At 58.6% G+C, this 26,340-nt stretch carries 28 protein-coding genes, 1 tRNA gene and 3 pseudogenes; 18 read left to right on the forward strand and 14 right to left on the reverse strand.

Annotated elements, in window-relative coordinates; all coding sequences use genetic code 11:
- The first annotated feature begins 71 nt into the window (after nt 1-71).
- The 3 genes and pseudogenes from A7P95_RS07780 to A7P95_RS07790 all read left to right on the forward strand — a co-directional run bounded on the left by A7P95_RS07780 (nt 72) and on the right by A7P95_RS07790 (nt 2,994).
- Nucleotides 72-995 carry a LysR substrate-binding domain-containing protein gene (locus A7P95_RS07780; RefSeq protein ID WP_067593593.1) on the forward strand — a complete coding sequence of 308 codons (924 nt, stop codon included), beginning with the start codon at nt 72-74 and terminating at the stop codon, nt 993-995.
- Nucleotides 996-1,098: 103 nt separating this feature from the next.
- Nucleotides 1,099-1,751 (forward strand): annotated as a pseudogene (locus tag A7P95_RS11220) (IS1595 family transposase).
- 157 nt (nt 1,752-1,908) lie between these two features.
- Nucleotides 1,909-2,994, forward strand: coding sequence for a metallophosphoesterase (locus A7P95_RS07790; RefSeq protein ID WP_067593597.1), 1,086 nt, complete (start codon nt 1,909-1,911; stop codon nt 2,992-2,994).
- Between the two features lie 174 nt (nt 2,995-3,168).
- Here A7P95_RS07790 and A7P95_RS11225 read toward each other — a convergent pair whose 3' ends face one another.
- The 6 genes and pseudogenes from A7P95_RS11225 to upp form a co-directional block, all read right to left on the reverse strand.
- Nucleotides 3,169-3,792: a hypothetical protein gene (locus A7P95_RS11225; RefSeq protein WP_179945912.1), complete on the reverse strand. Its 624-nt coding sequence runs from the start codon at nt 3,790-3,792 to the stop codon at nt 3,169-3,171.
- An 81-nt stretch (nt 3,793-3,873) separates the two neighbouring features.
- Entirely contained in the window at nt 3,874-4,110 is a 237-nt protein-coding gene (locus A7P95_RS07800; RefSeq protein WP_067593603.1) for a hypothetical protein, read from the reverse strand.
- Nucleotides 4,086-4,403: pseudogene (locus A7P95_RS12500) on the reverse strand (hypothetical protein); the annotation flags it as partial. The pseudogene A7P95_RS12500 and the gene A7P95_RS07800, both read right to left, overlap by 25 nt.
- A gap of 325 nt (nt 4,404-4,728) precedes the next feature.
- Complete coding sequence (locus A7P95_RS07810; protein WP_067593610.1) at nt 4,729-5,094, reverse strand: hypothetical protein; 366 nt, start codon at nt 5,092-5,094, stop codon at nt 4,729-4,731.
- A 142-nt stretch (nt 5,095-5,236) separates the two neighbouring features.
- Nucleotides 5,237-5,908 carry a sulfite exporter TauE/SafE family protein gene (locus A7P95_RS07815; RefSeq protein WP_067593613.1) on the reverse strand — a complete coding sequence of 224 codons (672 nt, stop codon included), beginning with the start codon at nt 5,906-5,908 and terminating at the stop codon, nt 5,237-5,239.
- Between the two features lie 227 nt (nt 5,909-6,135).
- A complete protein-coding gene (gene upp, locus A7P95_RS07820) occupies nt 6,136-6,771 on the reverse strand; it encodes a uracil phosphoribosyltransferase (protein ID WP_067593616.1) in 636 nt (211 codons plus the stop codon).
- Nucleotides 6,772-7,036: 265 nt separating this feature from the next.
- Here upp and A7P95_RS07825 point away from each other — a divergent pair.
- The 9 genes from A7P95_RS07825 (at nt 7,037) to A7P95_RS07865 (ending at nt 14,131) form a co-directional block, all read left to right on the forward strand.
- Nucleotides 7,037-7,112, forward strand: a tRNA-Tyr gene (locus A7P95_RS07825).
- 444 nt (nt 7,113-7,556) lie between these two features.
- Nucleotides 7,557-7,814 carry a hypothetical protein gene (locus A7P95_RS12245; protein ID WP_067593619.1) on the forward strand — a complete coding sequence of 86 codons (258 nt, stop codon included), beginning with the start codon at nt 7,557-7,559 and terminating at the stop codon, nt 7,812-7,814.
- Nucleotides 7,815-7,904: 90 nt separating this feature from the next.
- A complete protein-coding gene (locus A7P95_RS07835; RefSeq protein WP_245636590.1) occupies nt 7,905-9,122 on the forward strand; it encodes a slipin family protein in 1,218 nt (405 codons plus the stop codon).
- Between the two features lie 298 nt (nt 9,123-9,420).
- Nucleotides 9,421-9,621, forward strand: a complete 201-nt coding sequence (locus A7P95_RS07840; RefSeq protein ID WP_067593622.1) for a DUF2788 domain-containing protein — start codon at nt 9,421-9,423, stop codon at nt 9,619-9,621.
- A gap of 131 nt (nt 9,622-9,752) precedes the next feature.
- Nucleotides 9,753-10,079 (forward strand): thioredoxin TrxA, encoded by a 327-nt coding sequence (trxA, locus tag A7P95_RS07845; RefSeq protein ID WP_067593625.1) that lies wholly within the window; start codon nt 9,753-9,755, stop codon nt 10,077-10,079.
- 246 nt (nt 10,080-10,325) lie between these two features.
- A complete protein-coding gene (gene rho / locus A7P95_RS07850) occupies nt 10,326-11,585 on the forward strand; it encodes a transcription termination factor Rho (RefSeq protein ID WP_067593630.1) in 1,260 nt (419 codons plus the stop codon).
- A 104-nt stretch (nt 11,586-11,689) separates the two neighbouring features.
- On the forward strand, nt 11,690-12,484 hold the full coding sequence (cysE, locus tag A7P95_RS07855) for a serine O-acetyltransferase (RefSeq protein ID WP_067593632.1): 795 nt from the start codon (nt 11,690-11,692) through the stop codon (nt 12,482-12,484).
- A 119-nt stretch (nt 12,485-12,603) separates the two neighbouring features.
- Nucleotides 12,604-13,494: a lipid A biosynthesis lauroyl acyltransferase gene (locus A7P95_RS07860; RefSeq protein WP_067593635.1), complete on the forward strand. Its 891-nt coding sequence runs from the start codon at nt 12,604-12,606 to the stop codon at nt 13,492-13,494.
- Between the two features lie 70 nt (nt 13,495-13,564).
- A complete protein-coding gene (locus A7P95_RS07865; protein WP_067593638.1) occupies nt 13,565-14,131 on the forward strand; it encodes a hypothetical protein in 567 nt (188 codons plus the stop codon).
- 163 nt (nt 14,132-14,294) lie between these two features.
- Here the strand turns inward: A7P95_RS07865 and A7P95_RS07870 are convergent, their stop codons facing one another.
- The 4 genes from A7P95_RS07870 to A7P95_RS07885 all read right to left on the reverse strand — a co-directional run bounded on the left by A7P95_RS07870 (nt 14,295) and on the right by A7P95_RS07885 (nt 16,898).
- Nucleotides 14,295-14,738 carry a PaaI family thioesterase gene (locus A7P95_RS07870; RefSeq protein WP_067593640.1) on the reverse strand — a complete coding sequence of 148 codons (444 nt, stop codon included), beginning with the start codon at nt 14,736-14,738 and terminating at the stop codon, nt 14,295-14,297.
- On the reverse strand, nt 14,735-15,205 hold the full coding sequence (locus A7P95_RS07875; protein WP_067593644.1) for a PaaI family thioesterase: 471 nt from the start codon (nt 15,203-15,205) through the stop codon (nt 14,735-14,737). Before A7P95_RS07875 ends, A7P95_RS07870 begins: the two co-directional genes overlap by 4 nt.
- Before the next feature lie 320 nt (nt 15,206-15,525).
- On the reverse strand, nt 15,526-16,383 hold the full coding sequence (locus A7P95_RS07880) for a segregation and condensation protein A (protein ID WP_067593648.1): 858 nt from the start codon (nt 16,381-16,383) through the stop codon (nt 15,526-15,528).
- Nucleotides 16,384-16,511: 128 nt separating this feature from the next.
- Nucleotides 16,512-16,898 carry a DUF7716 domain-containing protein gene (locus A7P95_RS07885; protein WP_225748628.1) on the reverse strand — a complete coding sequence of 129 codons (387 nt, stop codon included), beginning with the start codon at nt 16,896-16,898 and terminating at the stop codon, nt 16,512-16,514.
- Between the two features lie 95 nt (nt 16,899-16,993).
- Between A7P95_RS07885 and A7P95_RS07890 the strand changes: the two genes are divergently transcribed.
- The 5 genes from A7P95_RS07890 (at nt 16,994) to A7P95_RS07910 (ending at nt 21,465) form a co-directional block, all read left to right on the forward strand.
- On the forward strand, nt 16,994-17,701 hold the full coding sequence (locus tag A7P95_RS07890) for a B3/B4 domain-containing protein (protein ID WP_067593652.1): 708 nt from the start codon (nt 16,994-16,996) through the stop codon (nt 17,699-17,701).
- A gap of 180 nt (nt 17,702-17,881) precedes the next feature.
- Nucleotides 17,882-18,340, forward strand: a complete 459-nt coding sequence (locus A7P95_RS11720; protein ID WP_156503554.1) for a hypothetical protein — start codon at nt 17,882-17,884, stop codon at nt 18,338-18,340.
- A gap of 226 nt (nt 18,341-18,566) precedes the next feature.
- On the forward strand, nt 18,567-19,973 hold the full coding sequence (gene gltX, locus A7P95_RS07900; RefSeq protein WP_067593656.1) for a glutamate--tRNA ligase: 1,407 nt from the start codon (nt 18,567-18,569) through the stop codon (nt 19,971-19,973).
- 170 nt (nt 19,974-20,143) lie between these two features.
- Nucleotides 20,144-20,806 carry a DnaA regulatory inactivator Hda gene (gene hda / locus A7P95_RS07905; protein ID WP_067593659.1) on the forward strand — a complete coding sequence of 221 codons (663 nt, stop codon included), beginning with the start codon at nt 20,144-20,146 and terminating at the stop codon, nt 20,804-20,806.
- Nucleotides 20,803-21,465: a histidinol-phosphatase gene (locus tag A7P95_RS07910; RefSeq protein ID WP_067593662.1), complete on the forward strand. Its 663-nt coding sequence runs from the start codon at nt 20,803-20,805 to the stop codon at nt 21,463-21,465. Before hda ends, A7P95_RS07910 begins: the two co-directional genes overlap by 4 nt.
- Before the next feature lie 131 nt (nt 21,466-21,596).
- Here the strand turns inward: A7P95_RS07910 and A7P95_RS07915 are convergent, their stop codons facing one another.
- The 4 genes and pseudogenes from A7P95_RS07915 to ilvA all read right to left on the reverse strand — a co-directional run bounded on the left by A7P95_RS07915 (nt 21,597) and on the right by ilvA (nt 24,685).
- Complete coding sequence (locus A7P95_RS07915; protein WP_156503555.1) at nt 21,597-21,962, reverse strand: hypothetical protein; 366 nt, start codon at nt 21,960-21,962, stop codon at nt 21,597-21,599.
- Nucleotides 21,935-22,258: pseudogene (gene cutA / locus A7P95_RS07920) on the reverse strand (divalent-cation tolerance protein CutA). Before cutA ends, A7P95_RS07915 begins: the two are co-directional and overlap by 28 nt.
- A 150-nt stretch (nt 22,259-22,408) precedes the next feature.
- The gene (locus tag A7P95_RS07925) at nt 22,409-23,044 is read right to left on the reverse strand and encodes an alpha/beta hydrolase (protein WP_067593667.1); all 636 of its coding nucleotides are present in this window, start codon (nt 23,042-23,044) and stop codon (nt 22,409-22,411) included.
- A gap of 114 nt (nt 23,045-23,158) precedes the next feature.
- Nucleotides 23,159-24,685, reverse strand: a complete 1,527-nt coding sequence (ilvA, locus tag A7P95_RS07930; protein ID WP_067594306.1) for a threonine ammonia-lyase, biosynthetic — start codon at nt 24,683-24,685, stop codon at nt 23,159-23,161.
- A gap of 352 nt (nt 24,686-25,037) precedes the next feature.
- On the opposite strand from ilvA, the gene A7P95_RS07935 reads away from it, so the two are divergent.
- Entirely contained in the window at nt 25,038-26,282 is a 1,245-nt protein-coding gene (locus A7P95_RS07935) for a D-alanyl-D-alanine carboxypeptidase family protein (protein ID WP_067593671.1), read from the forward strand.
- Nucleotides 26,283-26,340: the final 58 nt, after the last annotated feature.

Genomic DNA, 26,340 nt, shown 5'->3' on the forward strand with positions numbered 1-26,340 from the left:
TGTGCACACTATACAGCCGCTGTCTTGATATATAAAATACTGCCTAAAGAAGCCTGTGATAGGGAAAACAGATGATAAATTTCCGCCTCATCCGCCATTTGTGGCTGTTTCTCGCCGTGGCCGAAGAAGAACATTTCGGCCGTGCCGCCGAAAAGCTGAATATGTCGCAGCCGCCGCTCACCGAGCAGATCAAACAGCTGGAGCACGCCTTGGGCATGGTGTTGTTTGAGCGTTCGCGGCGCGGCACCAAGCTCACGGCCGCCGGCTATTCCATCCTACCAGTCGTGCGCAAATTTGCCGAGCAGATGCAGCAGCTGCAAAGCTCCGTGTATGAAATTGCCGCCGGGCGCAGCGGCATTTTGCATATCGGCGCGATTGCCGTGTCGCTGGTGGAAGTGTTGCCGCCGCTGATCGAGCACATCCACCGGCACTATCCCAACATCAGCATACAGGTGCGCGAAATTGACAGCGGCGACACCGAAGCGCTGCTGCAATCGGGCGAAATCGACCTGGCCTTCACCCGCTTAGAAATCCCGTGGGACAGCACCATCCACCTGCACACCCTGCGCCGCGAGCCGCTGGCCGTGGTGTTGCCGAAAAGCCACCCTTTCGCCTCCCGCACGGCGGTGGATTTGAAAGACTTGGCCGGCGAAGGCTTTGTGATGTTTGAGCGTGCCATCAGCCCCGATTCTTTCGACACCCTGCTGGCCGCCTGCCACCGCGCCGGCTTTTCGCCCAATATCCTGCACGAGGTGCGCACCATCGCCCTGCAGGTGGCCTTTGCCGGCTGCGGGCAGGGCGTGGCGCTGGTGCCCGCTTCGTCGGCACGCTATCTGCCGAGCAACGCCGTGCTGTTGCCGCTGAACGACGATATTTGGATCACCAGCGTGGCGCTGGCCTGGCACGAGGGGCAGCACGACCCGCTGCGGGATAATGTGTTGGCCCTAGCACGGGCATATTTTGAAGATGGGGCGGAAGGGGGAAAGGCTACCTGAAAAAAGGGAGGGGGTTCAGGTAGCCTTGGATGGGTTGGGGCTACCTGAAAAGTTGATTGGGTTTGGGGCTGACGTAGATTAGCAGCTATGCTAGGCTACGAAAATGCAAATAACCAATTGTAAACTAAGTGGGAAAATACAAAAGAAACTGCTCGAGTTTTTGTACTCGAAGTTACCGCCCGTGCCGCTGCTGATATTTTGGGCATACAGCCCAACTCTGCTATCCTGTTCTACCACAAAATCCGCCAAGTCATCAGCCATCATCTGGCACTGGCGGCCGATGAAATTTTCGCCGGCCCGGTCGAATTGGACGAAAGCTATTTCGGCGGACGCCGCAAAGGCAGGCGAGGACGTGGTGCGGCAGGCAAGGTAGTGGTATTCGGCATCCTGAAACGGCAGGGACGGGTCTACACTATTGTGGTGGATAATGCCAAGTCTGAAACATTGATGCCTGTAATAAAAAGGAAAATTATGCCGGACAGCATTGTCTATACCGACAGCCTGAGCAGTTACGACAAGTTGGGCGTGAGTGGTTTTATCCATCACCGTATTAACCATTCCAAGGAATTTGCAGACCGTCAAAACCACATTAACGGCATTGAGAATTTCTGGAATCAGGCAAAACGTGTCTTACGCAAATACAACGGAATCGACCGCAAATCTTTCCTGCTGTTCTTGAAAGAATGCGAATTTCGGTTTAACTTCGGTACACCGTCCCAACAGCTTAAAATCCTGCGGAGATGGTGTGGAATTTAGGGCTAATCTACGTCAACCCAAACGAAATGAAATGCGGTGCGGGCAGCGTTTGCCATGCGGAAGATTAAGCCGCATACCGCCGCGCGCGCTAAACGGCGGTTTACATTTGCCTGCGCTACAATCCGCGCCCTTTTCTTATGCAAACGGATGAAAGCTTATGTGGTGGGTTTTGCTGCTGACGGTGTTGCTGATGCAGCTGTTTACTTGGCTGTTTGGGCGCGGCTTGCTGTGGCTGCTGGAAGGCTACCTGAAAAAGGGCGGCCGGCGTGCGGTGTGGTTGCTGGTGTTTGGAGGGGGCAATGCGCTGCTGGCTTTGTCGTTGCTGCGCGTGTGGCCGGGCGCGTTCCGGCTCACGGCGCTGTGGATGGTGGTGCTGAATTACGGCGCGCTCACCATGCTGGCGGTGTGGCTTTTAGGGCGGCTGTTGCGGCTGAAGTGGGCGCCGGAGCGCACGGCGCGGCTGCGGCGGGTGGCGGCCGTGTTGTTGTTTGGCGGGCTGTTTGCGCTCTCGCTGTATAACGCCTACACGCCGGTGGTGCGGCATTATTCTGTTAGGATTAACAAGCCTTTGGGCAAGCCGGTGCGCATCGGGCTGGCCAGCGATTTGCATTTGGGCGTGCTGTTTGGCAGCCGGCAGATCGACGAACTGGTGGCCATCATGCAGCGCGAGCGGGTGGACATCATCCTCTTGTCCGGCGATTTGATGGACGACAACACCGTGGCCTACGATGTGGAAAACATGCGCCCGCATTTGCAGCGGCTGCGCGCGGCTTTGGGCGTGTATGCCACGCTGGGCAACCATGATTTGTTTGGGCATCAGGCGGAAATCGCCGCCGCGCTGCAAGAGGCGGGGATTAGCGTGCTGCACGACAGCGCGGTGCTGGTGGACAACCGTTTTTGGGTGCTCGGCCGGCCGGACGAGCTGGACAGGCAGCGCGCCGACACCGCCGATTTGCTGGCCAAAATCGACACCGAGCGCCCCGTGTTCCTGCTCGACCACCGCCCCACTTCCATCGCGCGGCACGAAAAGCTGCCGATCGACGTGCAGGTGTCCGGCCATGTGCACAACGGGCAGATTTTCCCCGCCAACCTGCTGGTGAAGCTGTTCAACGATTTAGCCTACGGCTACGAGGCGCGCGGGCGCGGGCATTATTTTGTTACCTCGGGCTACGGCTTCTGGGGCGTGCCGCTGCGGCTGGGCTCGCAATCGGAGGTGGTGGTGATTGATGTGGCGGGGGAGTAGGGCTGGGTTGATGATGAAGTGGAGAGGCTACCTGAAAAAGCTAGGCAGGTTGGGCATTGATGTTTGGTTGATGGTAGGGGAAACGAGGCAAGAGAAATTTTTCAGGTAGCCTTTTGCCGGATAGATGGGCTACCTGAAAAAAGATGGGTGCGAATTTGGCAGAAATGAGATGCGCTAGCCCTGCTGATTAGGAAAGTGCAATAATTTCCGACGCTCCGGATGTACCCAGCTTTCAAACACACAGGCCCTCCCGCTGTAAAAATCGGGATTGAATAAGTCGATACCGAAATGGCTGCAATAGCGCTCCACCATTTCCGGAGTCAGCCGGTCTTTGATGCGCCGGGCTTGGTATTGTTCAAATTCCTCAAATGGGAGGGGGTCACCCCTTCCTTCAAACTCCCAGCGGCTTTCATGATGTGCCGCAATATAACGGTAGGGAAATTGATTGTGCCAGCCTGTCCCTGTTGCAGAAAGCACTTTTTCTGGCCGTGTACCATCTTTATAAAGAAACTGTGTTGAACCTGGTTTGATTTTAGGAATATTCCGCACCAAGGTTACGGCTATTTCGCGCACTCCTAATTTCTCACATAAATAAGGAGGATCCGAATTAAGACAGGTGCCATGCATACTATTATTAACATAAACGCACCAATTAGACTTGGTTTCGGAAACCATCACTTTGGAACGGTTGAGCGGCAGCAGGCTATTCAATCGCTGCTCCCATGTGCCACCGATGTCGATTTTTCTAGTGGGAATAGGATATTCACTAATCACATCCCGATTACGCTCCCATTGCACGATAAAATCGACCAGCTCGTCATAGGGGATGTTAAAAAAAAGCCATAAAATTTGAGACTAATAGACAAAAGGGATGATTTTTCATCCCTTTTGTCCTTTCTTGACTCTGAAGAAATTATCTATAAACAATTTCTTAGTCTGCACACCCATCCCCGCATGACAGCGGATTTTGACCTTCAATTCACCAAATCGCCCTTCCAACATATTGGTGGTGTTCGGCATCATCCATTCCCGGTTCCGTTCAAAAGTAAACAGGTATGGCAGGCCGCTGTTCAGGCTGTGATATGCACGCCTCAGGTGTTTGTGGGTAACCACCATCGTGCCCCCCCTTCCTCTTCCCCATAGCTCTTCTCGTTCAGGTAGTCGCGGTATCGGCTGTACCATTGTTGCAATTGTCGGGTGAAGTCTGCCTGGGATACAGGCGGAGCGACTTGCCGGATATGGCGTTGGATGGTTTTGGCGCTGCATTGGTAACGGACGGCCAATTGTGCGAGCGTTTGCTTGCCGTGGATGTACTCTTGCAACAGTTGGCTGGGAGAAGGGAGTTTGGAGACGGGCAGGTACTTTTGGCAGGCGGAACATTTATATCTTTGCCGGCCGTTTTTACAGCCGTTCTTAACGAGGGTACTTTTATGGCAAAAAGGGCATTTTTAACGAACATTGGCAAAAAATCGCTGAAAGCCATGTATGGTAAGGCTTCCAGCGATTTTTATCATCCCATTTGTCCTTTAGTCCGAAAAATGGTTCCGTGCTGGGTGTAGTGCAACGAGCCATTCGCTTTGTTCCCGTTGTTTGATTGTGTTCCCGTCAAGCCAAAAGGCTACCTGAAAAACATGTCGTTGTTTTTCAGGTAGCCTTGGCAATGGGCTTTATGAACGGGGTTGCCTGGTTTATTCAGGCGCAATGCTTCGCGCAAGGGGCCGTCGTGCAGCCAAATCATGGCGCACAGGCCGTAGAGGCAGGCGGAGGCGGGGCGTTGCCGCTGCGCATCATGGCGAGGGCGGCCAGGTCTTGCCATGACCAATAAAGCCAGTAGATGCCGTCCACGGAAAACCACATGCCGAACAGGGCGAGCGGCAGCCATTTCCAGCGGCGGTGGGCGAGGGTACGCGAGGTGATGGGAGCAAACAGATAGGTGCTGAAGGCCATCAGGAAGCTGATGGGGATGTCCCAATCGGGAGCGGGCTGGAGGTAGGAGCCGGCGATGAGGATGGCGATGCCGCAGGCTAGGGTAAAGAGTTTCCAGGGGCGGAGGTAGTCGTGCAGGGAGATAAGAGGTATGGCGGGTTTCGGGTTGGGCATATTGGGTATTTGGACTGTGTTGAAGCTGCGTTTTTAGCTTTGCAGAAACTCAGCCTTGCTGCGCAAGACATCGTTTTAGCTTCGCATTAGCTTCGCAGAAACTCGTCTTCCTTCGGAAGCCTCGTTTTCAGGTAGCCTGAAGTCAGCCGGCTATGTTGTGCCACAGCTGCCACGCTGCCCACAGGCTCACGGAAAGCCCGGCGGCCAAACGGAAACGGCGGTGTTGCAGCAGCGGCTTGAGCTGTTGGGCAAACAGCCCCATCGCCAAGAGGTTGGGCAGGGTGCCCAGGCCGAAGGCGAGCATCATCAGTGCGCCGTCGGCGGCGCGGCCGCTGCCCAGCGCATACAACGAGGCGCTATACACCATGCCGCAGGGCAGCCAGCCCCACAACACGCCCACGCCGAAGCAGGCGGGCGTGTTTTTAATCGGCAGCAGGCGGTTGAGCAGCGGGTTGAGCCGCCGCCAGATGGGGCGGCCGAGTTTTTCCACTTGCGCGGCGTAGGCGTTGAGCCCGGCCAGATAGAGGCCGATAAACAGCAGCAACAGGTTGGCGGCGAGGGCGAGGCCATGTTGCAGCAGGCGGGTGTGGTCGAGCGAGATGCCGAGCTGCCCGAGGCCGCCCAGCATCAGGCCGATGAAGGTGTAGCTGGTGATGCGGCCGAGGTTCATCAGCACAATCAGTTTCGTGCGCCCCACCTGCGGCGGCAGTTGCAGGGCGAAGGCGGTGCTCAGCCCGCCGCACATGCCGGCGCAATGGCCGCCGCCGAGAAAGCCGGTGGCGGCGAGGGAGAGTAGGGTGAGGGTGGAAACCATTTTTCAGGTAGCCTTTGGCGGGGGTGAGCGGAATAGGTGTCGGATTACATCCATTTTGGGTACAAGACCGCAGCGGGAATGAAGTTAATCCGCTGTGGGCTACCTGAAAATAGGTTTGCCATGTCAGGCAGCCCGGATGAACGGCATGGGGCGCTTGGCAATACAGGCTACCTGAAAAAGGTTGCCTGATTTTTCAGGTAGCCTGTTGGTTGGGTAAGCTTGAAGAATCAGGCTTTTTGCTTGGTGCCGAAAATTTTGTCGCCGGCATCGCCCAGGCCGGGGATGATGTAGCCGTTTTCGTTCAGGTGGCTGTCAAGTGCGGCGCTGTAGATTTTCACGTCGGGGTGTTTTTCGTTCACCAGCTTCACGCCTTCGGGCGCGGCCACAAGCACCAGGGCGGTGATGTTGCGGCAGCCTTTTTTCTTCAGCAGATCGATGGTGGCCACCATGGAGCCGCCGGTGGCGAGCATGGGGTCGAGGATCATGGCGGGGCGTTTGTCCATCTTGCTCACCAGTTTTTCGAAGTAGGAAACGGGCTGCAAGGTTTCTTCGTCGCGCTGGAGGCCGACCACGCTGATTTTGGCGGTGGGCAAAAGGTCGAGCACGCCGTCGAGCATGCCCAGGCCGGCACGCAAAATCGGCACCACGGTTACGGTTTTGCCCTTAATCTGCTGCCCTTCGATGCGGCCGCACCAGCCTTCGATGGCCAAGGGCTCGGTTTCCAGATGGCGGCTGGCTTCGTAGGCCATCAGGCGGGCGAGCTCTTTCACCAGGGTGCGGAATTGGTAGGTGTTGCAGCTGGTTTTGCGCATCAGCGTGATTTTGTGCTTAATCAGCGGATGGTCGATAACGGTGATGTTCATTTTGTCTCCTTTGGGTTGGTTTGGCGGGGCGTATTGTAGCGCAAGGGCCGGGGCGGAAAAAGCGGCCTTGCGCGGGGCGGATTGTTTGCCGGCGCTTTTTTGCCTACAATCCGCCTGCCGCAGATTAAATGCCGAAACAGCGGTGTTATCTCGCAAAGATAAACCTGTGCGGGCGGCGTGCCGATTCCGTATGCAGTTTTGCCTTTATGATGCGCGCTTGGTTTGGCTCAGGCGCTTTCAAGCGGCTGTGCCCACACCAAAACCCTTTGAATTAGCTCATTCGGTAGAGCATAAGACTGTAAATCTTAGTGTAGCGGGTTCGATTCCCGCATTCAAAACCAATGGTTTAAGAGAGCAATCTCGAGGGGGTTCGAGTCCCCCCCCTTTGTTATGGGAACAAAGTAGTATCTGGCAGTATCAGGCAGTACCCGCAATTTGCGTCGCCCGCCTTTTGCCTTGCGCCGCGCTGTGCCGTTTGGCAACAACGCGCAGGGCAAACCGGCCTCTTGGCCGCAGGCACGGCTGAAGCGGCAGCGGGCAAGCCCGTTTCCCCCGCAGAACGGTTTAGGCAGGATGTGAAACCTATGCGGGCGGGCGGCTGGCAGAACATCGCCGCCGCCCCAGGCAACCGGCTTGCTCCCCGCCGCCCACACGCTGCCTGCCGCCAATCAGGCCGGCACGGCGGCGGCGCAGATTGCTCCATTTCTATTTTCAGGTAGCCTCACTATGTTTCTAAAGGCTACCTGAAAACTCAAGCTTGCAAATTTTCAAACACGGAAAACATCATGTTCTTCAGCAAACTCAAGCTCCTTCCCAACGAACGCGCCATCATTGTGTTCGACGGCAGCCTGCACGGCATCCGCGGCAGCGGCAAGCATACCGTGTGGCACCTTGGCAAAAAATGCGAAACCATCGTAAACAAACTGGACAGCCTGGCCGTGCAATGGAACGGTGCGGCGGCCTGCCTGCGCTTCCAACGCGAAAAAGCCGAGCAATTCTGGCAAATCATCGATAGCCCCGTGGGCACCGACACGCTGGTGTAGCACGACCGCTATCTCACGCCGCAAATCATCCCCAGCGGTGAGAGCCGCGCCTTTTGGAAGCCGGAAAGCGGCGAAATCCACACCTGCCCCTTGCCACAAGAGGCCTTCAGGCTACCTGAAAACGTGGAAGCCGCCCTGTTGCAGCAGCCGAAATTGCAGGCGCCGCTGAAAAAATACACCGTGAGCGCCGACGAAAAAATGCTGGTGACGGTGCGCGGCGAATTGCAGGCCGTGTTTGGCACGGGCGAATATGTGCTGCACCTGCCGGCGGGAAACGACATAAAGGCATTGTTTGCCAACAGCCGGCAGCCCGTGTTCGACGATACCGCCGCAGTACAGGTGTGGGCGAAAACCCAGCCCGCGTTGGTGGCCGAGCATTTCGAATGCGTAGAAGCCGGGGCAGACGAGCTGAAACTGTATTTCGTGGGCGGCAAGCTGGCAGGCTACATCGCGCCCGACACCCGCACCTATTTCTGGAAGCAGGCCGCCGCGCCGTATGCCATCCAAACCGTTGATTTGAAAAACAGCCTGCGGATTGATGCCGATATGCAGGCCAAGCTCAAAGCCGCCGATTTCTGGCGCAGCAGCCTGGCCGATATCGTATATTTCTTCCAAGTGCCCGCCCAGCACCAGGGCCTGCTGTATATCAATCAGGAGCTGCAGCCCGTGCTGCCCGCCGGTGAGTATTACTATTGGTCGGCCAACCGCGAGCTGCAAGCCGAAATCATCGACCTGCGCCCGCAAACCTGCGAAATTTTCGGCCAGGAGCTGCTGAGCGAAGACAAAGTTACCCTGCGCGTGAACGCCGTGTGCAACTACCGCATCACCGACGCGCCGCTGTGGCTGGCCCAGCACCGCGAGCCGGAGCAATACCTCTACCGTGAGCTGCAATTCGCCATCCGCGCCGTGGTGGGCGGCAAAACGATGGACCAGCTCCTGGCCGACAAGCAGGCCATCGACGCCGAGCTTTCCGCCGCCATGCGTGCCAAACACCTGCGCGGCATCGAAATCAGCGATGCGGGCGTGAAAGACATCATCCTGCCCGGCGAAATCCGCAGCATCCTCACCCGCGTGGTGGAAGCCGAAAAATCCGCGCTGGCCAACAACATCCGCCGCCGCGAAGAAACCGCGTCCACCCGCTCGCTGCTCAACACCTCGCGCGTGATGGAGGAAAACCCGGTGGCCCTGCGCCTGAAAGAGCTGGAAACGCTGGAGAAGGTAACCGAGAAAATCGACAAGATTTCCGTGTACGGCGGCTTGGACGGCGTGCTCAACGGGCTAATCAACATCAACACGCCGAAACCGTAGGGCAGACTTTCGCGGCGCGCAAACCGTGCCGATTGTGCCGAAACATTTTTCAGGTAGCCTCCGAGCGATAGGGGCTACCTGAAAAATTTTGGCGGCGAGAAAACATCGTTTTAGCTTCGCAGAAACTCCGCTTCCTTCGGAAACTTTGTTTTAGCTTCGCAGAAACTCCGCTTCCTTCGGAAACTTTGTTTTAGCTTCGCAGAAACTCTGCCTTGCTGCGCAAGACATCGTTTTCAGGTAGCCTCCCCGCCGCAGAATTCCTATAATACCGCTCCCACACCACCGCAAAGGAATAATCATGACCGAAGCCGAATTCTCCGCCTGGAGCATGAAAATCGGCCTCAGCGTGCTGATTGTGTTTATCGGTTTTATCATTTGGGATTTGGGCAAAAAGTCCGGCGCCAGCAAGTTTGGCATGGCCGTGCTGTTTTTCGTGCTCGGGCTGGGCGTGATGGGCTTTTTGCTGAAAGAAGTGCTGGTAAACCTGGTGCTGAATTAAGGCCGCTTCGGGCTACCTGAAAGCCGATTGCCAGAAACTATAAGCACTATTGCCGCGCCGCCCTTGTTATTTTGCCGCAAAACCCTTATCTTGCCCGCCATCTGCCAATCCCTATCTGAAAAGGAAAAAACATGAGCAATTTGATTATCCATTCTTCCGACGCCGCTTTCGAACAAGACGTGCTGAAGTCCGACCTGCCCGTATTGCTGGATTTTTGGGCGCCCTGGTGCGGCCCCTGCAAAATGATCGCCCCGATTTTGGACGACATCGCCGAAGAGCTGCAAGGCAAGCTGAAAGTGGTGAAAATCAACATCGACGACAACGAGCAAACCCCCGCCCAATTCGGCGTGCGCGGTATCCCCACGCTGATGGTGTTCAACAACGGCCAGCGCGTGGCCACCAAAGTGGGCGCCCTGAGCAAAGGCCAGCTTGTTGATTTCCTGAACGCTTCCCTGTAAGCCGCCATACTCTGCCACCGCTGCTTTGCCGGCGGTGGCTTTCCTTGACAAGCCGCCGGCAAAATCCTAGAATGCCGCCCGTTTTATCGCCCGGTTTTCTGCGGGCAACCCGTTTCTCAGGCGCACTGCCACACCGTTCTTAAAGTTTCCATCCCGTTTCCACACACAATCTTTCCGTTCCCCATGATCTGAACCGCCGTTCACATCATCCCCGTTTCATATTTTTATTTAACAGCACAACACCCTATGCACGTTTCCGAACTACAAACCCAGCATATTTCCAAACTGCTGGAAATGGCCGAGCAGCACGGCATTGAAAACGCCAACCGCCTGCGCAAACAAGATTTGGTATTCGCCATCGTCCGCCACATGATGAAGCAGGGCGAGAGCTTCACCTGCTCCGGCACGCTCGAAATCCTGCCCGACGGCTTCGGCTTCCTGCGCAGCACCGATACCTCCTATCTGGCCAGCCCCGACGATATTTATGTGTCGCCCAACCAAATCCGCCGCTTCAACCTGCACACCGGCGACACCATCGAAGGCAGCGTGCGCGTGCCCAAAGACAACGAGCGCTACTTCGCCCTGGTGCGCCTCGACACCATCAACGGCGACGACCCGGAAGTGTGCAAACACAAGATTTTGTTTGAAAACCTCACCCCGCTGTTTCCCACCCGCCCGCTCAAATTGGAGCGCGACATCAAGGCTGAGGAAAACATCACCGCCCGCGCCATCGATTTGGTTTCCCCCATCGGCATGGGGCAGCGCGGCCTCTTGGTGGCGCCGCCGAAAACCGGCAAAACCGTGATGCTGCAAAATATCGCCCATGCCATCACCGCCAACTATCCCGACGTGGTGCTGATTGTGCTGCTGATCGACGAGCGCCCGGAAGAAGTTACCGAAATGACCCGCTCCGTGCGCGGCGAAGTGGTGGCCTCCACCTTCGACGAACCGGCCGCGCGCCACGTACAAGTGGCAGAGATGGTGATTGAAAAAGCCAAGCGTATGGTGGAACACAAAAAAGACGTGGTCATCCTGCTCGATTCCATCACCCGCCTTGCCCGCGCCTACAACGCCGTGGCACCCACCTCCGGCAAAATCCTCACCGGCGGCATGGACGCCAACGCGCTGCACCGCCCCAAACGCTTCTTCGGCGCCGCCCGCAACATCGAAGAAGGCGGCTCGCTCACCATCATCGCCACCGCGCTGGTGGAAACCGGCAGCCGCATGGACGACGTGATTTTCGAAGAGTTCAAAGGCACCGGCAACATGGAGCTGCACCTCGACCGCCGCATGGCCGAAAAACGCGTGTTCCCCGCCATCAACATCAACAAATCCGGCACCCGCCGCGAAGAGCTGCTCGTGCCCAACGACCAGCTCCAGCGCATGTGGCTGCTGCGCAAATTCCTGCATCCGATGGACGATTTGGAAGCCACCGAGTTCCTGGTGGGCAAGCTCAAAGACAGCAAAACCAACGACGAATTTTTCGAGCTGATGCGCGGCAAATAAGCCCCAATATTTCAGGTAGCCTCACACCAAGGCTACCTGAAAACCATATCAGCCCCGCTGCAAAACCCAGCTCCTAGCCGCCCAAAGGCTACCTGAAAAACAAAATGACCACCCTCGATTACGAAGACAGCCGCACCCTGTGGCAAACCATCCTGGCCGAAACCGCCCAAGCCGCCGAAAGCGAGCCCATGCTGGCCAGCTTCCTGCACCAAACCGTGCTGCGCCACAGCAGCATCGACCGCGTGCTTGCCTTCCATCTTTCCAGCAAGCTCACCAGCCCCGTGATGGACAGCCGCGCGCTCAACGAAATCTTCTTCCAAGCCCTCAGCAGCGACACCCGCATCTCCAAAGCCATGCAGGCCGACATCGTCGCCTACTACGAGCGCGACCCCGCCTGCGACGCCTACTACCTGCCTCTGCTCTACTACAAAGGCTTCCACGCCATACAAGCCCACCGCATCAACCACTGGCTGTGGCAGCACGGCCGAAAAACCCTTGCCTACTTCCTGCAAAACCGCGCCTCCGAAGTGTTCGGCATCGACATCCACCCCGCCGCCCGCTTCGGCCACGGCATCATGGTCGACCACGGCACCGGCCTCGTGGTGGGCGAAACCGCCGTGCTCGGCAACGACATCTCCATCCTGCACGGCGTCACGCTGGGCGGTTCCGGCAAAGAAGGCGGCGACCGCCACCCCAAAATCGGCGACGGCGTGATGATTGGCGCCAACGCCTCCATCCTCGGCAACATCCGCGTAAACGAATGCGCCAAAGTCGGCGCCGGCAGCGTGGTGGTGAGCGACGTGCCCGCCCACAGCACCGTGGTCGGCGTGCCCGCCCGCGTGATTGGGCAGGGCAACGTGCGCCCCTCCGCCGATATGGACCAAAGCCTGGATGCGTGATGGCTGCATATCAAGGCTACCTGAAAATGTGCCCCAATCATTTTCAGGTAGCCTTTTTCAGGTAGCCTTCCCGCCCGCTGCGCTATAATCCGGCCAACCCTTTCCACCGCACCCCGCCCATGAAAGCCGCCTTCTTCCTGCTCTACCTCATCCAGCTCCTGCCCTTCGCCGCCATCCAAAAGCTGGCCGACGCCATCGGCACGCTCGCCTACTACGCCGTCGCCCCCCGCCGCCGCATCGGCCAAATCAACCTGCGCCTGTGTTTTCCCGAATTAAGCGAAGCGCAGCGCCAAACCCTGCTCAAGCGCCACTTCCGCCACATGGCCAAGCTCGTGCTCGAATACGGCCTCTATTGGTACGGCAGCGCCGCGCGGCTCAAATCCCTGGTGCGCTACCAAGACAAACATCATCTCGACAACGAACTCGCTGCCGGGCACAAAGTCATCCTGCTCTACCCGCACTTCACCGCCTTCGAGCTCGCCGTATACGCCCTCAACCAAGACGTGCCGCTCACCAGCATGTATTCCCACCAGAAAAACCCCGAGCTCGACGCGCAAATCCTGCGCGGCCGCCATCGCTACGATAACGTCTTCCTCATCGGCCGCACCGAAGGCCTGCGCGCCATCATCAAACACTTGCGCGCCGACCCCGCCCCCTTCCTCTACCTGCCCGACCAAGATTTCGGCCGCAAAGATTCCATCTTCGCTGATTTCTTCGGCATCCCCACCGCCACCATCGCCGGCCTGCCCCGCATCGCCGCGCTCACCCAAGCCAAAGTCGTACCCGCCATCCCCACCCGCCAGCCAAACGGCCGCGTCGTGCTGCGCTTCTATCCCGCTTGGGAGCACTTCCCCGGCGAAGACACTGCCGCCGACGTGCAGCGCATGAACGACTTCATCGAAGCGCGCGTGCGCGAGCAGCCCGAGCAATATTTCTGGCTGCATAAACGCTTCAAAACCCGCCCCGAAGGCAGCCCCGATTTCTACGCCAAGCCCGAAAAAGCCGATTAGGCGCCCGCCCGGCAAAGGCTACCTGAAAATGATTTTTCAGGTAGCCTCATCTATATGAAAGAAAACAAAAATGGAAGAAGCCGATTATCTCGCCGCCCGCCGCGAAGTGCGCGAATGGTCGTTTGGCAGTACGCTGCTCAACGGCTGGGCAACGCTGTTTGGCGCGGCGGCTTTATTGTCCGTTATCAGCCGGATTCTGCTGCTCACCCGGCAGCACCGCGTGATGTGGATATTATTGTTGCTGCTGCTATTGCTCGCCGCGGCGCTCGGCCTGGCGGTACGCTCGTGGCGGCGCCGCGCCCGCTTGGGCGGCAAACCGCAGTTTCTGCGCTTGGAAGAAGCAGGCATCCGCTATTGCCTGGCCGGCGCGGGCGAAGGCTTTGTTGGCTACGACGGGCTGCAATTTGTAAACCTGCGCGGCGGCAACTTCCCCACCAAGATGTTGCTGCAATACCGCGAGCCGGGGCAAACGGGCGTGTTGCCGCAAAAAATAACGCTGGATTTGGGCAAAATCCGTCCGCTGCCCGGCCAAGGCTCGCGGCTGTGGCGCGACAGCGCCAGCGAGGCGATGAAAGTGGCGGAGGAAATCCGCCGCCGCTGCAAGCCTGGGCAGCTTTATGGGAAATTGGTGTTTTGACTGGGCGCGAAGAGGCTACCTGAAAGCGATGTCTTGCGCAGCAAGGCGGGGTATTAAGAAGCGGGGGACGCTGCGCATTTTCAGGTAGCCTTTTGTGCCGCCCAATAGCAAACCACAGCATCGATAGGGATGCTGTGGTTTTGTGTGCCATGATTGCCGAAGGTTAGCGCGGCGGCCGAGCTTCGCTGGCGGGCATTTGGAAGTGGCAGCGGGCCACGACGATGGGTTTGGCGGGGTCGGACTGCCAGGCTTCCACGGCTACGTTGGCGATGCGGCTGCCTTGGCGGGTGAGGGAGCAGCGGGCGTAGGTGGTTTCGGGCTTGCCGCTGCGCAGGTAGTCGAGAGAGAAGTCGATCATTTTGGGCAGCTCGTTGAGGCCGGCTTGGTGGTAGAGGAAGAGGACGGCGCAGCTTTCGATGAAGCCGCCGAGCATGCCGCCGTGCAGGGCAGGGAGGAATACGTTGCCGATGTTTTCGCGTTTGTAGGGCAGGGCGAAGAGGGGGCTGCCGTTGGATTCGCCGCATTGCAGACCGATGAATTCGGTGTAGGGGATGAGGTCGGCGGCTCGGGCGGTAAACTCGGGGATGGGGGTGAAGGGGGTGCTCATGCTTGCAACATTTCCTGTAGTTTGGCTTGTTCTTCGGGGGTGAGGGGGGTGCGCATGAAGGTAGCCATGCCTAGGGCGAAGGGGTCGGCGGGGTCTTCTTGGTAGCAGCTGCTGCGCACGAAGGCCACTTGGCCGGCAAGGCGGTAGCATTCGGCGCGGCCGTAGATGCGGCGGCCGGGGGTGGCGGGGTGCATGTAGTCGATGCGCATGTCGAGGGTGGCGAGGATTTCGGCGGTGGGGAGCTGGGCGGTGACGGCGCAGGCGGATACCATGTCGACGAGGGTGGTGATGGTGCCGCCGTGGATGGTTTGGGTGTCGTGGCGGCCGACGAGGTGGGGCTGCCAGTCGAAGCTGAGCACGGGGCGGCGGCCGCGGATGCCTTCGTAGCGCAGGCCGATGGCGCGGGAATGGGGGAGGTCGAGGTAGTGTTGGCTGAGGATGCGGTAGAGTGCTTGGTTGGCGGGCATGGTGTTTTCTGGTGATGGGGTTGGGCTACCTGAAAATTGGAAATAGACAGGGCGGAATTAGGAAACGGCGCGATTTACGCACCGTTCTTTAAGTGGGAGTATCCTCAAGCGATCAATGTCAGAGCGTATTACACGCGCCGCACCCTGATCTCTACGTCCGAAACGGGAATGAGGCATTTCCCACGCGGAAAATTCTACTCCCGATGCGGGCGATAATCAAGAATGGAGGCTACTTGAAAGCAATGTCTTGCGCAGCAAGGCAGAGTTTCTGCAAAGCTCAAGCCCGGCTTCAACCCAAGTGAAAACCAGCCGGGAATTTTTCAGGTAGCCTCTTCGGCTGCATCGGCGCCGGATTGGAGCGCGGCGTATTCGTCTGCCTCGCCGGGCAGGCTGACGAGGATGTCGCCGAACGCGCCGTTTTCCTGGGTGAGGCGCACGAGGCCTTCTTTCACCAGCTCGAGCAGGGCGATGAAGCACACCACCACCTGCGCCACGCCGCGCTCGGGCGCAAACAGCCGGCTGAAGCGGCAGCCGCCGTCTTGCAGGCGGCGCAGAATGTGGCTCATGGTGGCGCGCACGGAGAGGGCTTCGTTTTCCTGCACCACGGTATGGCTGCGGCGCTGGCCGGCGCGGGCGAGGATGGCGAGCCAGGCCTGGGTGAGGTCGGAGAGGCGCACTTCGGGCGGACGCACGGCGGCGGTGATTTCCAGCGGCAGGTAGGCCCAGGAGAAATCGCGGCCGGCGCGGGGCAGGGCGTCGAGGCCGAGGGCGGCGAGTTTCATCTGCTCATAAGCCAAAAGGCGGCGCACCAGCTCGGCGCGGGGGTCGGCCGAATCTTCGTCTTCGGCAGCGGGCGGCACGGGCAGCAGCAGGCGGGATTTGATTTCGATCAGCACGGCGGCCATCAGCAGGTACTCGGCGGCCAGGTCGAGGTTTTGCTCGTTCATCTGGGCGATGTAGGCGAGGTATTGCTCGGTGATTTTGAGCATGGGGATGTCGAGTACGTCGATGTTTTGCTTGCGGATGAGGTAGAGCAGCAAATCGAGCGGGCCTTCGAAGCTGTGCAGCACCACTTGCAGCGCATCGGGCGGGATGAAGAGGTCGGCGGGCAGGTCGGTAACGGGCTGGCCGAACAGGGTGGCGATATTGGGCGGGGTGCTGGCGGGGGAGTGGGGCATGGCTTTGGCTTGCTTTGGAACTACGCTTTAGCTTCGCAGAAACTCCGCCTTGCTGCGCAAGACATCGTTTTAACTACGTTGAAGCTTACGCTTTCAGGTAGCCTGATTTAAAACAGAAACGGTATGGATTAAAACTCAATGTAGTCATCGTTATCCATATAGTAATTCAGTGCGGCAATGAATTGCTCTTTGGTGAAATCGGGATAACGGTCATCCAAATCATCGTAAACATCCATAAAAATCTCCCCGCTGCATAAAACGCTCAATCCGTTTTCCAGCACGAGTTTCGGGAAAACTTCTTTTTTGTCAATTATCTCCGGGCTGTCGCTTAGATAACAGCTTGTGGTGAGCTTGAGCGGGCCGCTATCTTCGTCGGCAGAGTAGAGATAGGGAAATTTTGCAAATTTATCTGTATCATTATTATTAAATAATTTAGCACAATCAATTACTTCTGAGAGGCTGAGTTGCTGATTGTAAAAGTTACCCAAGCCCATTTTTTCCCCTTGTGGTGTCATCAATATTTGCTTAACAGCGTGAAAAGGCTTGGCATTATAGGGCAGACAGGGCAGAATTGCCGCACTTTGCCAACCCAAATTTAGGAGAAGAAGCGATGAAATTCGTGGTAAACCACAAACTGTTTGAAGAATTTGTCGGCCTGCGTATCGGCGTGAGCGTGGCGAACGGGGTAAACAATAAGGTGGACGCGGCGGCTTTCCTGCCGCAGTTGCAGCAGGCGGCAGCGGACGCGGCCGAGGCCTGCGCCGGGCAGCCGGTGGCGCAGTTGCCGAAGATTGCGGCCTGGCGAGAGGCTTACCGCAAGTTTGGCGTGAAGGCCAAGGAATACCCGAGCTCGGTCGAGGCGCTGTATAAGCGCGTGTCGAAGGGCAAGGAGCTGGGCAGCATCAGCCCGCTGGTGGACATTTATAACTATATTTCGCTGAAATACACCGTACCGGTGGGCGGCGAGGATTTGAGCGCGATGCAGGGCGATTTGCAGCTCACTTATGCCGGATCGGGCGAAGTGCCGGTGGTGGTGCTGGGCAAAGACGAAGCGCAGGCACCGGCGGAAGGCGAAATTTTCTACAAAGACGACGCGGGCGCCATCTGCCGCCGCTGGAACTGGCGCGAAGTGGCGCGCACGGTGATTACGGAAAACACCGTGCGCTGTGTGTTTGTGATTGAGGCACTGCCGGAAGTGGGCGATGAAGAACTGCGCGCGGCGCAGCAAGAGTTGGGCGCGCTGATTGAGCAATACTGCGGCGGCAAGCTGGTGCATCATGTGCTGGATGCCGGCTGTGCGGAAGTGCCTCTGGATTGAGCAGGGCCAGCCGTATAAACCGAGAGGCTACCTGAAAATATTTCGACAACGCAGAAACTCTGCATATGCTTTCAGGTAGCCTCCTTTCCATCCAGTCAAGCCCATACAAGACTTCTCTCTATTCTCTTTCTGCTGGGAGTAGAATTTAGCAAAATCTGCAACCGATAAGAGGCTTCTACCATGAAAATTTTATTGCTTATTGTTTTATCTTCATTGGTTTGCTCTTCGGCCTATGCGAGAGCACCCGTGAAAACGATTTTTTCCTGTACCACCACAAACGGTAAACAACTAACCGTGCAGCGGCAGGGGGCGGACTATGTGTACAGTTTCGGCCGCAAAGGGCGGCCGGAGTTAGTGTTCCGCAATTCAAAACGAAATGTGGTTGCGCGAAGCATTACCAGCTCAATGCCGGCCGCAATCGGCATAGGTGGATTTTGGTCGGAAATGAATATGATAAATCGGGGATACGAATATAGTGTTTTTTGGAGGGTGAACAATGATGACGAACACACGATTACGCAAGGCGTTGAGGTGACTAAGCTGAACCGGAGGAATGATTTAAGGTACAACAGCCCAGTCATTCTCTGTGATGATCGATATCCCATTATTGATAACCCAGACCCTGAGTTTATGCTTTAACCAGTAAATTTATCACCTCGAATGCTGTCTGCTTTCAGGCAGTATTTTTATTATGAAGTTAAATTAGTGATACCGTCGTTCTATCCAATAGCCAATCCGATGGAATATGGAAGGCTACCTGAAATTTTCAGGTAGCCCCTACCCTTACCACCCAAGCCCAAGCTAGAAAAAGCCCGCTCTTTGGCGATACAATACCGCCTTTCCCAATTCCACCCGAAAGCCAGCCATGACCATCAAAACCCGTTTCGCCCCCAGCCCCACCGGCTACCTGCACATCGGCGGCGTGCGCACCGCCCTCTACTGCTGGGCCTTCGCCAAACACCACGGCGGAGAATTCCTGCTGCGCATCGAAGACACCGACTTAGAGCGCTCCACCGCCGAATCCGTGAAAGTTATCCTCGACGGCATGCAGTGGGTTGGCCTGCATGCCGACAATGCCGACCACATCGTCTATCAAACCCAAAACTTCCCGCGCTATAAAGAACTTATCCAAAAACTGCTCAACGAAGGCCACGCCTACCATTGCTATTGCAGCAAAGAAGAGCTGGCCGAAATGCGCGAACGCGCCGAGCGCGAAGGCACCGCCACCTACGACCGCCGCTGGCGCCCCGAGCCCGGCAAAACCCTGCCGCCCATCCCCGAAGGGCGCGAACCCGTCGTCCGCTTCAAAAGCCAGATTGACGGCATTACCACCTGGCACGACTTGGTTAAAGGCGAAATCAGCATTCCCAACGCCGCGCTCGACGACCTCATCATCGCCCGCGCCGACGGCAGCCCCACCTACAACTTCTGCGTGGTGGCCGACGACTACGACATGGGCATCACCCACGTAATCCGCGGCGACGACCACGTGAATAACACCCCCAAACAAATCAACATCTTCAAAGCCCTCGGCGCCACCCCGCCCGCATACGCCCACCTGCCGATGATTTTGAACGAGCAGGGCAAAAAAATCTCCAAACGTAGCGGCGACACCGTGGCCATCACCGAATACGAAGCCCTCGGCATCCTGCCCGAAGCCCTGCTCAACTACCTCGCGCGGCTGGGCTGGGCGCACGGCGACGACGAATTCTTCACCATGCAGCAATTTGTGGAATGGTTTGATTTGGCGCACGTTTCCTCCTCTGCAAGCCGCATGGACGCGAAAAAGCTGTATTGGATCAACGCCGAACACATCAAAGCCGCCGCCAATGCCGAGCTGGCCGGATTGGTGCTGCCGCGCCTGGAGCAACAAGACGTTGCCGTTGCCGCAGGCCCCAAATTGGAAGACGTGCTCGCCCTAGTGAAAGACCGCGCCCACGATTTGAACGCGCTGGCCGCCGAGTGCGCCTATTTCTACCGCAAAGGCGTGCCCGCCGAAGCCGACGTGGCCAAGCATTGGGATGCCGAAGCCCACGCCCGCATGCAGCGTTTTGCCGACCGGCTGGCCGGGCTGCCGGAGCAGGATTGGACGGCGGAGCACATCCACAACCTGTTCGCCCCGTTCTGCGAAGCCGAAGGCATCAAAATGGGCAAACTCGGCATGCCCCTGCGCCTGGCCGTGTGCGGCACGGCGAAAACCCCGAGCGTGGATGCCGTGCTGGCGCTGATTGGCAAAGCAGAAGTGCTGCGCCGCATCCGCGAATCGGCTTAGCGCAGAAGGCTACCTGAAAGCGTGAGCTTCAACGAAGTTAAAATGATGCGGCGCGTTTTTCAGGTAGCCTTTGTTTTGTAGAAAAGCCGTGGTAGCTGTACGCATATTTTAGCTTCGCAGAAACTCCGCCTTGCTTCGCAAGACATCGTTTTCAGGTAGCCTTATCCACCGTGAACCAGTTAATCCTCAATTTTCCCGACACCCCGCCCGGCTTCGATACCTTCTTCGGGCAGGGCAACGGCGAGCTGCTGCATGTGTTGCGGCAGCAGCGCGAGCCGTTTGTGTATGTGTGGGGCGCGGCCGGCGCCGGCAAGAGCCATTTGCTGCGTGCGTGGGCGGCGCAGGCGCAAGCTGCTGGGCAGGCTGCGCGTTATCTGGATGCCGCCGCCGAACCGCTGCGCGAGCTGCCGCCCGCAGGCTGCCGCCTCGCGCTTGACCAAATCGAGCAGCTCGATGCCGAAGGGCAGGCCGTATTGTTCAATCTGTGCAACCGCATCCGCCAGAGCGGGCAGGGCGCGCTCCTGATTGGCGCTAATGTGCCGCCGCCGCATCTGCATGTGCGCGAAGACTTGCGCACCCGCATGGGCTACTGCCTGGTGTATGAAATCAAACCCTTGAGCGACGAAGAAAAGCTGGCCGCCCTTGAAGCCGCCGCCCAAGCCCGCCAGCTCAAAGTGTCGGGCGACATCTTCCGCTACCTGCTGCACCACTGGAGCCGAGACCTCGGCAGCCTGATGGCCATGCTCGACGCCCTCGACCGATATTCCCTCTCCCAACACCGCCCCATCACCGTGCCGCTGCTCAAGCGGCTGCTGCAACAGGACAGCCCATGAACCTCGCCATTTTCGATCTCGACCACACCCTCATCAACTGCGACTCCGGCACCGAATGGAGCAACTTCCTGCAAGAAGAAGGCATCTACGACGAAGCCGATATGCAGCGACACCGCCAATTCGACCAAGACTACCGCGACGGCTGCCTCGATTTAGACGCCTACCTTGCCTTCATCCTGCGTGCGCTCGCCGAACGCAGCCGCGCCGAGCTTGATGCCATGCACCGCGTTTTCATGCAGCGCCACATCCTGCCGCATATCAGCCCGATGGCGCGCCAGCTCGTGGCCGGCCACCGCGACGCCGGCGACAGCCTGCTGCTGATTTCCGCCACCAACGAATTCATCATCACCCCCATCGCCCGCGAATTCGGCATCGGCGAAGTGATCGGCATCCGCCTGGAAACCGACGCCAAAGGCAACTACACCGGCCATTATCTCGGCACGCCCAGCTTCCAGGCCGGCAAAGTCACCCGCCTGCAACAATGGCTCGCTGAGCGCGGCCAAACCCAAGCCGACTACGAAAAAATCTATTTCTACAGCGATTCCCGCAACGACTTGCCGCTTTTGGAACAGGTGAACCAGCCCGTGGCCGTGAACCCCGACCCGGTGCTGCTCGCCGCCGCCCAGCAGCACGGCTGGCCGGTGTTGAACTTCTTTTAAGCCTTAGTCGGCCTACGCCTGCTGTGGAAACGTGCGTGCGGAATGCAAAACAGGCTACCTGAAAATTTCAGGTAGCCTGTTTTAATGTTATTGGTGTGTTTGGGCTGGGGTTTGCGCCGGCATTCGGATTTTCAGGTAGCCTTTTGTTGGGAAAGCACATAATCGGCCAGGGTTTGGTAGCCGTAGCCTTCGCGGTTAGACAGGGCGGCGGCCAGCTGTTGTTCGCATTCGGCATCGTGCGGATGGGTGGCGAGGCGGGCAAACAGTGCGGCGATGTGCTGCGCACCGATTCGGCGGAAGGCGGCGGCGAAGGTTTGGGCGGGGTATTGAGAGCAGAATTCGGCGCCCATGTCGGCGAGCAATTCGGCTTCGGCAACGAGGAATACGGTTTGCTGCCAAAGCTTGAGCCGGTCGAGGCCGTGTTGCGAGCCTTCGTTGATGGCGGCTTCGATGGCGGCTGCGGCGTCCATCACGGGGCGAGGTTGTCTTGCAGCCATTGCAGGTAGCCTGCGGCGCCGCCGGATACGCGCAACAGCAGGATTTGCGGGCAGTCGTAGGGGTGGTGCTCAAGGATGAGGCGTTCGACGGCGGGGTAGTGGCGGGTGTCGGTTTTGATGGTGAGGCGGATTTCTTCGTCGCGGCAGATTTCGCCCTGCCAGCGGTATTGGCTTTGGATGGCTTAGTATTGCACGCAGGCGGCGAGGCGCTGTTGCAGCAGCAGGCTGCCGATGCGTTCGGCTTCGGCTTGGCCGGGGCAGGTGGTGAGGACGATGGCGGGTTGGCTGGCGGGCATGGTATGTGGGGCGTTTGGTTTCAGGTAGCCTTGGCATGCGCTGCGAGCTACCTGAAAAGTGGTTTGGGTTTTTCAGGTAGCCTTCCCAATGCTTGGGGCTACCTGAAAATAAACGAAGTGAGTTTCAGCGAAGCGAAAAATATGGCGGCTTTATTTTTCCAGCACGCCGGGCACAAAGCGCAGCAGGGTGTCGCGCAGGGGGATGAGTTTGCCGTGGAAGAAGTGGGAGGATTGGGGCAGCACGACCACGGGGATGTCTTGCGGGGCGGTCCAGGAGAGCGCGTTGGCGAGGGGGACGACTTCATCAATTTCGCCGTGCACCACGAGGGTGTGGGCGGGGTCGGCGGCCTGTGCGGCGGGCGTTTCGTACATGCCGACGGCGGGGCCGATGAGCACGAGGGCGTCGGGGCGGCGCTGTTGGGCGGCAAACAGGCTCACGTAGCCGCCGAAGGAGAAGCCGGAAATGAGGAGTTGGGCGGCTTGCAGGTGTTGGCTTTGGGCGTAGTCGATCACGGCTAGGCAGTCGTCGGTTTCGCCGCGGCCGTAGTCGTGTTCGCCTTCGCTTTCGCCCACGCCGCGCAGGTTGGGCAGGTAGCAGTGGAAGCCGAGGCGGGCATAGACTTTGGCGGCGGTTTGGATAACTTTGTTGGTGAAGGTGCCGCCGTGCAGGGGGTTGGGGTGGTTGATAACGGCCACGCCGCGCTCGGGGGCTTCGGGCGGCAGGTAGATGGTGTGCAGGCGGCCGGCGGGGCCGTTGATCCAGAGGAGGTGTTGGGGGGGGAGCATGGTGGTTCTCTTTGTTTGTTAAAGGGTTTGGGTTTTCAGGTAGCCTGATGAAGGGCTGGAAGGCTACCTGAAAATTATATACGGGTTGATACGGATTACGCGGCGGGCAGTAGGCTAGGCCTGGCCGAGAAACAGGCGGTAGGCGGCGTTGCCGGTTTGCTCGGTGTGCACGTAGCCGAGCTCTTGCAGGAAGGTGGCGAAGGCTTGTCTGTCGGCCGGCGGCACGTCGGTGCCCACCAGCACGCGGCCGTAGTCGGAGCCGTGGTTGCGGTAGTGGAAGAGGGTGATGTTCCAGCCGCTCTGCATGCGGCCGAGGAAGTAGGCCAGGGCGCCGGGGCGTTCGGGAAATTCGAAGCTGAAGAGGCGCTCGTGGGCGACTTTGTTGGTGCGACCGCCCACCATGTAGCGGATGTGGATTTTGGCGGTTTCGTCTTCGGTGAGGTCGGTGTTGGGCAGGCCGGCGGCGGTGAGCTCGGCGCTGATGGCGGCAAGGTCGGCGGCACCGCGGCTTTGGATGCCCACGAAGATGTGGGCGGTGGCGTCGTCGCCGTAGCGGTAGTTGAACTCGGTGATGTTGCGGCTGCCCAATACGTTGATAAATTTTAGGAAGCTGCCGGGCTCTTCGGGAATCGACACGGCGAAGATGCCTTCGTTGCCTTCGCCCAGCTCGCTGCGCTCGGACACATGGCGCAGGCGGTGGAAATTGATGTTGGCGCCGCTGGTAACGGCAATCAGGGTTTGGCCTTGCGCCTGCTCGCGGGCGATGTAGGCCTTGAGCCCGGCCAGGGCCAGCGCGCCGGCGGGCTCACAGATGCTACGGGTGTCGTCGAAAATGTCTTTGAGCGCGCCGCAGATGGCATCGGTGTCCACGGTGATGATGTCGTCTAAGAGCTCGCGGCACAGGCGGAAGGTTTCTTCGCCCACCAGCTTCACGGCGGTGCCGTCGGAGAAGAGGCCTACGTCTTTGAGCTCAACCAGGCGGCCGTGTTGGATAGAAGTTTTCATGGCGCAGGAATCGTGGGTTTGCACGCCAATAACTTTGATTTCGGGGCGCACCTGCTTGATGAACACGGCTACGCCGGCTGCCAGCCCGCCGCCGCCGATGGGCACGAACACGGCATCGATCGGCTTGGAGTGTTGGCGCACGATTTCCAGCCCGATGGTGCCTTGGCCGGCGATCACGTCGGGGTCGTCGAAGGGCGGGATATAGGTTTGGCCGCTCGCGGCGGCAAGCTTTACGGCGTGGTCGTAGGCATCATTGAACGACACGCCTTTGAGCACCACTTTGCCGCCACGCGAGCGCACTGCGTCCACCTTGATCTGCGGCGTGGTTTCCGGCATCACGATGGTGGCCTCGCAGCCGAGCTTTTGCGCGGAAAGTGCCACGCCCTGCGCGTGGTTGCCGGCGCTGGCGGTAATCACGCCTTTTTGCAGCAGCTCGGGTGGCAGCTTAGCCATTTTGTTATATGCGCCGCGGATTTTGAAGGAAAACACCGGCTGTAGGTCTTCGCGCTTGAGCAGGATGCGGTTGCCGCTGCGCGCGGAGAGGTTGCGGGCGAAGTCGAGCGGGGTTTCGGCAGCCACGTCGTAAACGGAGGCGGTGAGGATGTGGGTGAGGTAGTCGGTGTGATCTTGCGGCATGATGATGCGGAAATAGGGCGGAAAAAGCGGCAAGATACTCCGATTGCGCCGCCGCTGGCAAGAAAAATCAGGTTAAACGCTTAGCAAGGCAGGCTTGAGCGGCTATAATCGGCGCGATTTTGCCCACGGCTCGGCCGCCCAAAGGCTACCTGAAAAATGTGGCTGCGGCGTCAGCGAAACATCGTTTTGGCTCCGCAGAAACTCTGCTTCCTTCGGAAACATCGGTCCACTTCGTTGAAGCTCATGCTTTAGCTTCGCAGAAACTCAGCCTTGGTTTCGCCAAGACATCATTTTCAGGTAGCCTCCCGCCGGGACGAAGCAAACCAATCCAACCAAACCCACAGACAATGCAATGAACCAGAAACTCACCCTCCTCACCGTCTCCCTCATCCTCGCCGGCTGGCAGGCGCAAGCCGCGCCGCAGGCTGCTTCTGCTGCCAGCCCAGCCTCTGCGCCCGCCGCCGCATCCGCCCCGGCCGCCGCTGCCAACTCGGCTTCCGCCCAGCCCGCCGTCGTGGGGCTACCTGAAATCAAAGCCTCCGCCTATGCCGTGTTTGACGCGCAAAGCGGCCAAATGCTCGCTGCGCACAAGATAAACGAGCACGTCGAGCCCGCCTCGCTCACCAAGCTGATGACTGCCTATTTGGTGTTCAAAGCGCTGGAAGAAGGCAAGCTCAAGCCCGAGCAAACCTTCACCGTATCCGAGCAGGGTTGGAAAGTGGAAGGCTCGCGCATGTTCCTCGATCCGAAAACCCCCGCCAGCGTAAACGACCTGCTCAAAGGCCTGATTGTGCAATCCGGCAACGACGCCTCCATCACCCTGGCCGAAGCCGTGGCCGGCACCGAAGCGCAGTTTGTGCAGCTGATGAACGCCGAAGCCAAACGGCTCGGCATGCGCGACACCAATTTTGAAAACAGCACCGGCCTGCCCGGCGCTCAGCACTACACCTCGGTGCAGGATTTAATCACCCTCTCCGACGCCATCATCCGCGACTACCCGCAATACTACCCGCTCTACGCCATCCAATCCTTCAGCTACAACAACATCACCCAGCCCAACCGCAACCTGCTGCTCTACCGCGACCCGGATGTGGACGGCATGAAAACCGGCCACACCGACAGCGCCGGCTACAACCTGGTCGCCTCCAGCAAGCGCAACGGCCGCCGCGTGATTTCCGTGGTGGTGGGCACCGAAAGCATGCAGGCGCGCGCCGCCGAGAGCAGCAAACTGCTCAACTGGGCGCTGCAAGCCTACGACACGCCCAAGCTCTATGACGCCGGCACCGCCATTTCGCAGGTGAAGCTGTATAAAGGCGCGGAAAACGCTGTGAACGTGGGCTTCCTCGACGCCACCTACATCAGCGTGCCGCACGGCCAGGCGGCGCAGCTTAAGCCGGTGCTGGAAACTGTGCAGCCCGTGCTCGCGCCGATTACCAAAGGCCAGGTGCTCGGCACGGTGAAATTCATGGACGCGCAAAACCGCGTGGTGGCGCAGAAAGACGTGGTGGCGCTGGAAGACGTGGCCGAAGCCGGCTTCTTCGGCCGCCTGTGGGACAGCATCGTGCTGTGGTTTAAGAGCATGTTTAGCGGCTCTTAACGCGGCTTGATTGGCGAATAAAGGCTACCTGAAAACGCAGCGCAGCGGAGTTTCTGCG

The sequence above is a fragment of the Eikenella longinqua genome, from assembly GCF_001648355.1.
In the GTDB taxonomy this organism is placed as follows: Bacteria; Pseudomonadota; Gammaproteobacteria; order Burkholderiales; family Neisseriaceae; genus Eikenella; species Eikenella longinqua.

Coding starts and splice junctions, on each gene's coding strand:
- A7P95_RS07780 (WP_067593593.1), top strand. CDS start 72: ATGATAAATTTCCGCCTCATCCGCCATTTGTGGCTGTTTCTCGCCGTG.
- A7P95_RS07790 (WP_067593597.1), top strand. CDS start 1,909: ATGTGGTGGGTTTTGCTGCTGACGGTGTTGCTGATGCAGCTGTTTACT.
- A7P95_RS07800 (WP_067593603.1), bottom strand. CDS start 4,110: ATGGTGGTTACCCACAAACACCTGAGGCGTGCATATCACAGCCTGAAC.
- A7P95_RS07810 (WP_067593610.1), bottom strand. CDS start 5,094: ATGCCCAACCCGAAACCCGCCATACCTCTTATCTCCCTGCACGACTAC.
- A7P95_RS07815 (WP_067593613.1), bottom strand. CDS start 5,908: ATGGTTTCCACCCTCACCCTACTCTCCCTCGCCGCCACCGGCTTTCTC.
- upp (WP_067593616.1), bottom strand. CDS start 6,771: ATGAACATCACCGTTATCGACCATCCGCTGATTAAGCACAAAATCACG.
- A7P95_RS12245 (WP_067593619.1), top strand. CDS start 7,557: ATGTTCTTCAGCAAACTCAAGCTCCTTCCCAACGAACGCGCCATCATT.
- A7P95_RS07840 (WP_067593622.1), top strand. CDS start 9,421: ATGACCGAAGCCGAATTCTCCGCCTGGAGCATGAAAATCGGCCTCAGC.
- trxA (WP_067593625.1), top strand. CDS start 9,753: ATGAGCAATTTGATTATCCATTCTTCCGACGCCGCTTTCGAACAAGAC.
- rho (WP_067593630.1), top strand. CDS start 10,326: ATGCACGTTTCCGAACTACAAACCCAGCATATTTCCAAACTGCTGGAA.
- cysE (WP_067593632.1), top strand. CDS start 11,690: ATGACCACCCTCGATTACGAAGACAGCCGCACCCTGTGGCAAACCATC.
- A7P95_RS07860 (WP_067593635.1), top strand. CDS start 12,604: ATGAAAGCCGCCTTCTTCCTGCTCTACCTCATCCAGCTCCTGCCCTTC.
- A7P95_RS07865 (WP_067593638.1), top strand. CDS start 13,565: ATGGAAGAAGCCGATTATCTCGCCGCCCGCCGCGAAGTGCGCGAATGG.
- A7P95_RS07870 (WP_067593640.1), bottom strand. CDS start 14,738: ATGAGCACCCCCTTCACCCCCATCCCCGAGTTTACCGCCCGAGCCGCC.
- A7P95_RS07875 (WP_067593644.1), bottom strand. CDS start 15,205: ATGCCCGCCAACCAAGCACTCTACCGCATCCTCAGCCAACACTACCTC.
- A7P95_RS07880 (WP_067593648.1), bottom strand. CDS start 16,383: ATGCCCCACTCCCCCGCCAGCACCCCGCCCAATATCGCCACCCTGTTC.
- A7P95_RS07885 (WP_225748628.1), bottom strand. CDS start 16,898: ATGACACCACAAGGGGAAAAAATGGGCTTGGGTAACTTTTACAATCAG.
- A7P95_RS07890 (WP_067593652.1), top strand. CDS start 16,994: ATGAAATTCGTGGTAAACCACAAACTGTTTGAAGAATTTGTCGGCCTG.
- A7P95_RS11720 (WP_156503554.1), top strand. CDS start 17,882: ATGAAAATTTTATTGCTTATTGTTTTATCTTCATTGGTTTGCTCTTCG.
- gltX (WP_067593656.1), top strand. CDS start 18,567: ATGACCATCAAAACCCGTTTCGCCCCCAGCCCCACCGGCTACCTGCAC.
- A7P95_RS07910 (WP_067593662.1), top strand. CDS start 20,803: ATGAACCTCGCCATTTTCGATCTCGACCACACCCTCATCAACTGCGAC.
- A7P95_RS07915 (WP_156503555.1), bottom strand. CDS start 21,962: ATGGCTGCAAGACAACCTCGCCCCGTGATGGACGCCGCAGCCGCCATC.
- A7P95_RS07925 (WP_067593667.1), bottom strand. CDS start 23,044: ATGCTCCCCCCCCAACACCTCCTCTGGATCAACGGCCCCGCCGGCCGC.
- ilvA (WP_067594306.1), bottom strand. CDS start 24,685: ATGCCGCAAGATCACACCGACTACCTCACCCACATCCTCACCGCCTCC.
- A7P95_RS07935 (WP_067593671.1), top strand. CDS start 25,038: ATGAACCAGAAACTCACCCTCCTCACCGTCTCCCTCATCCTCGCCGGC.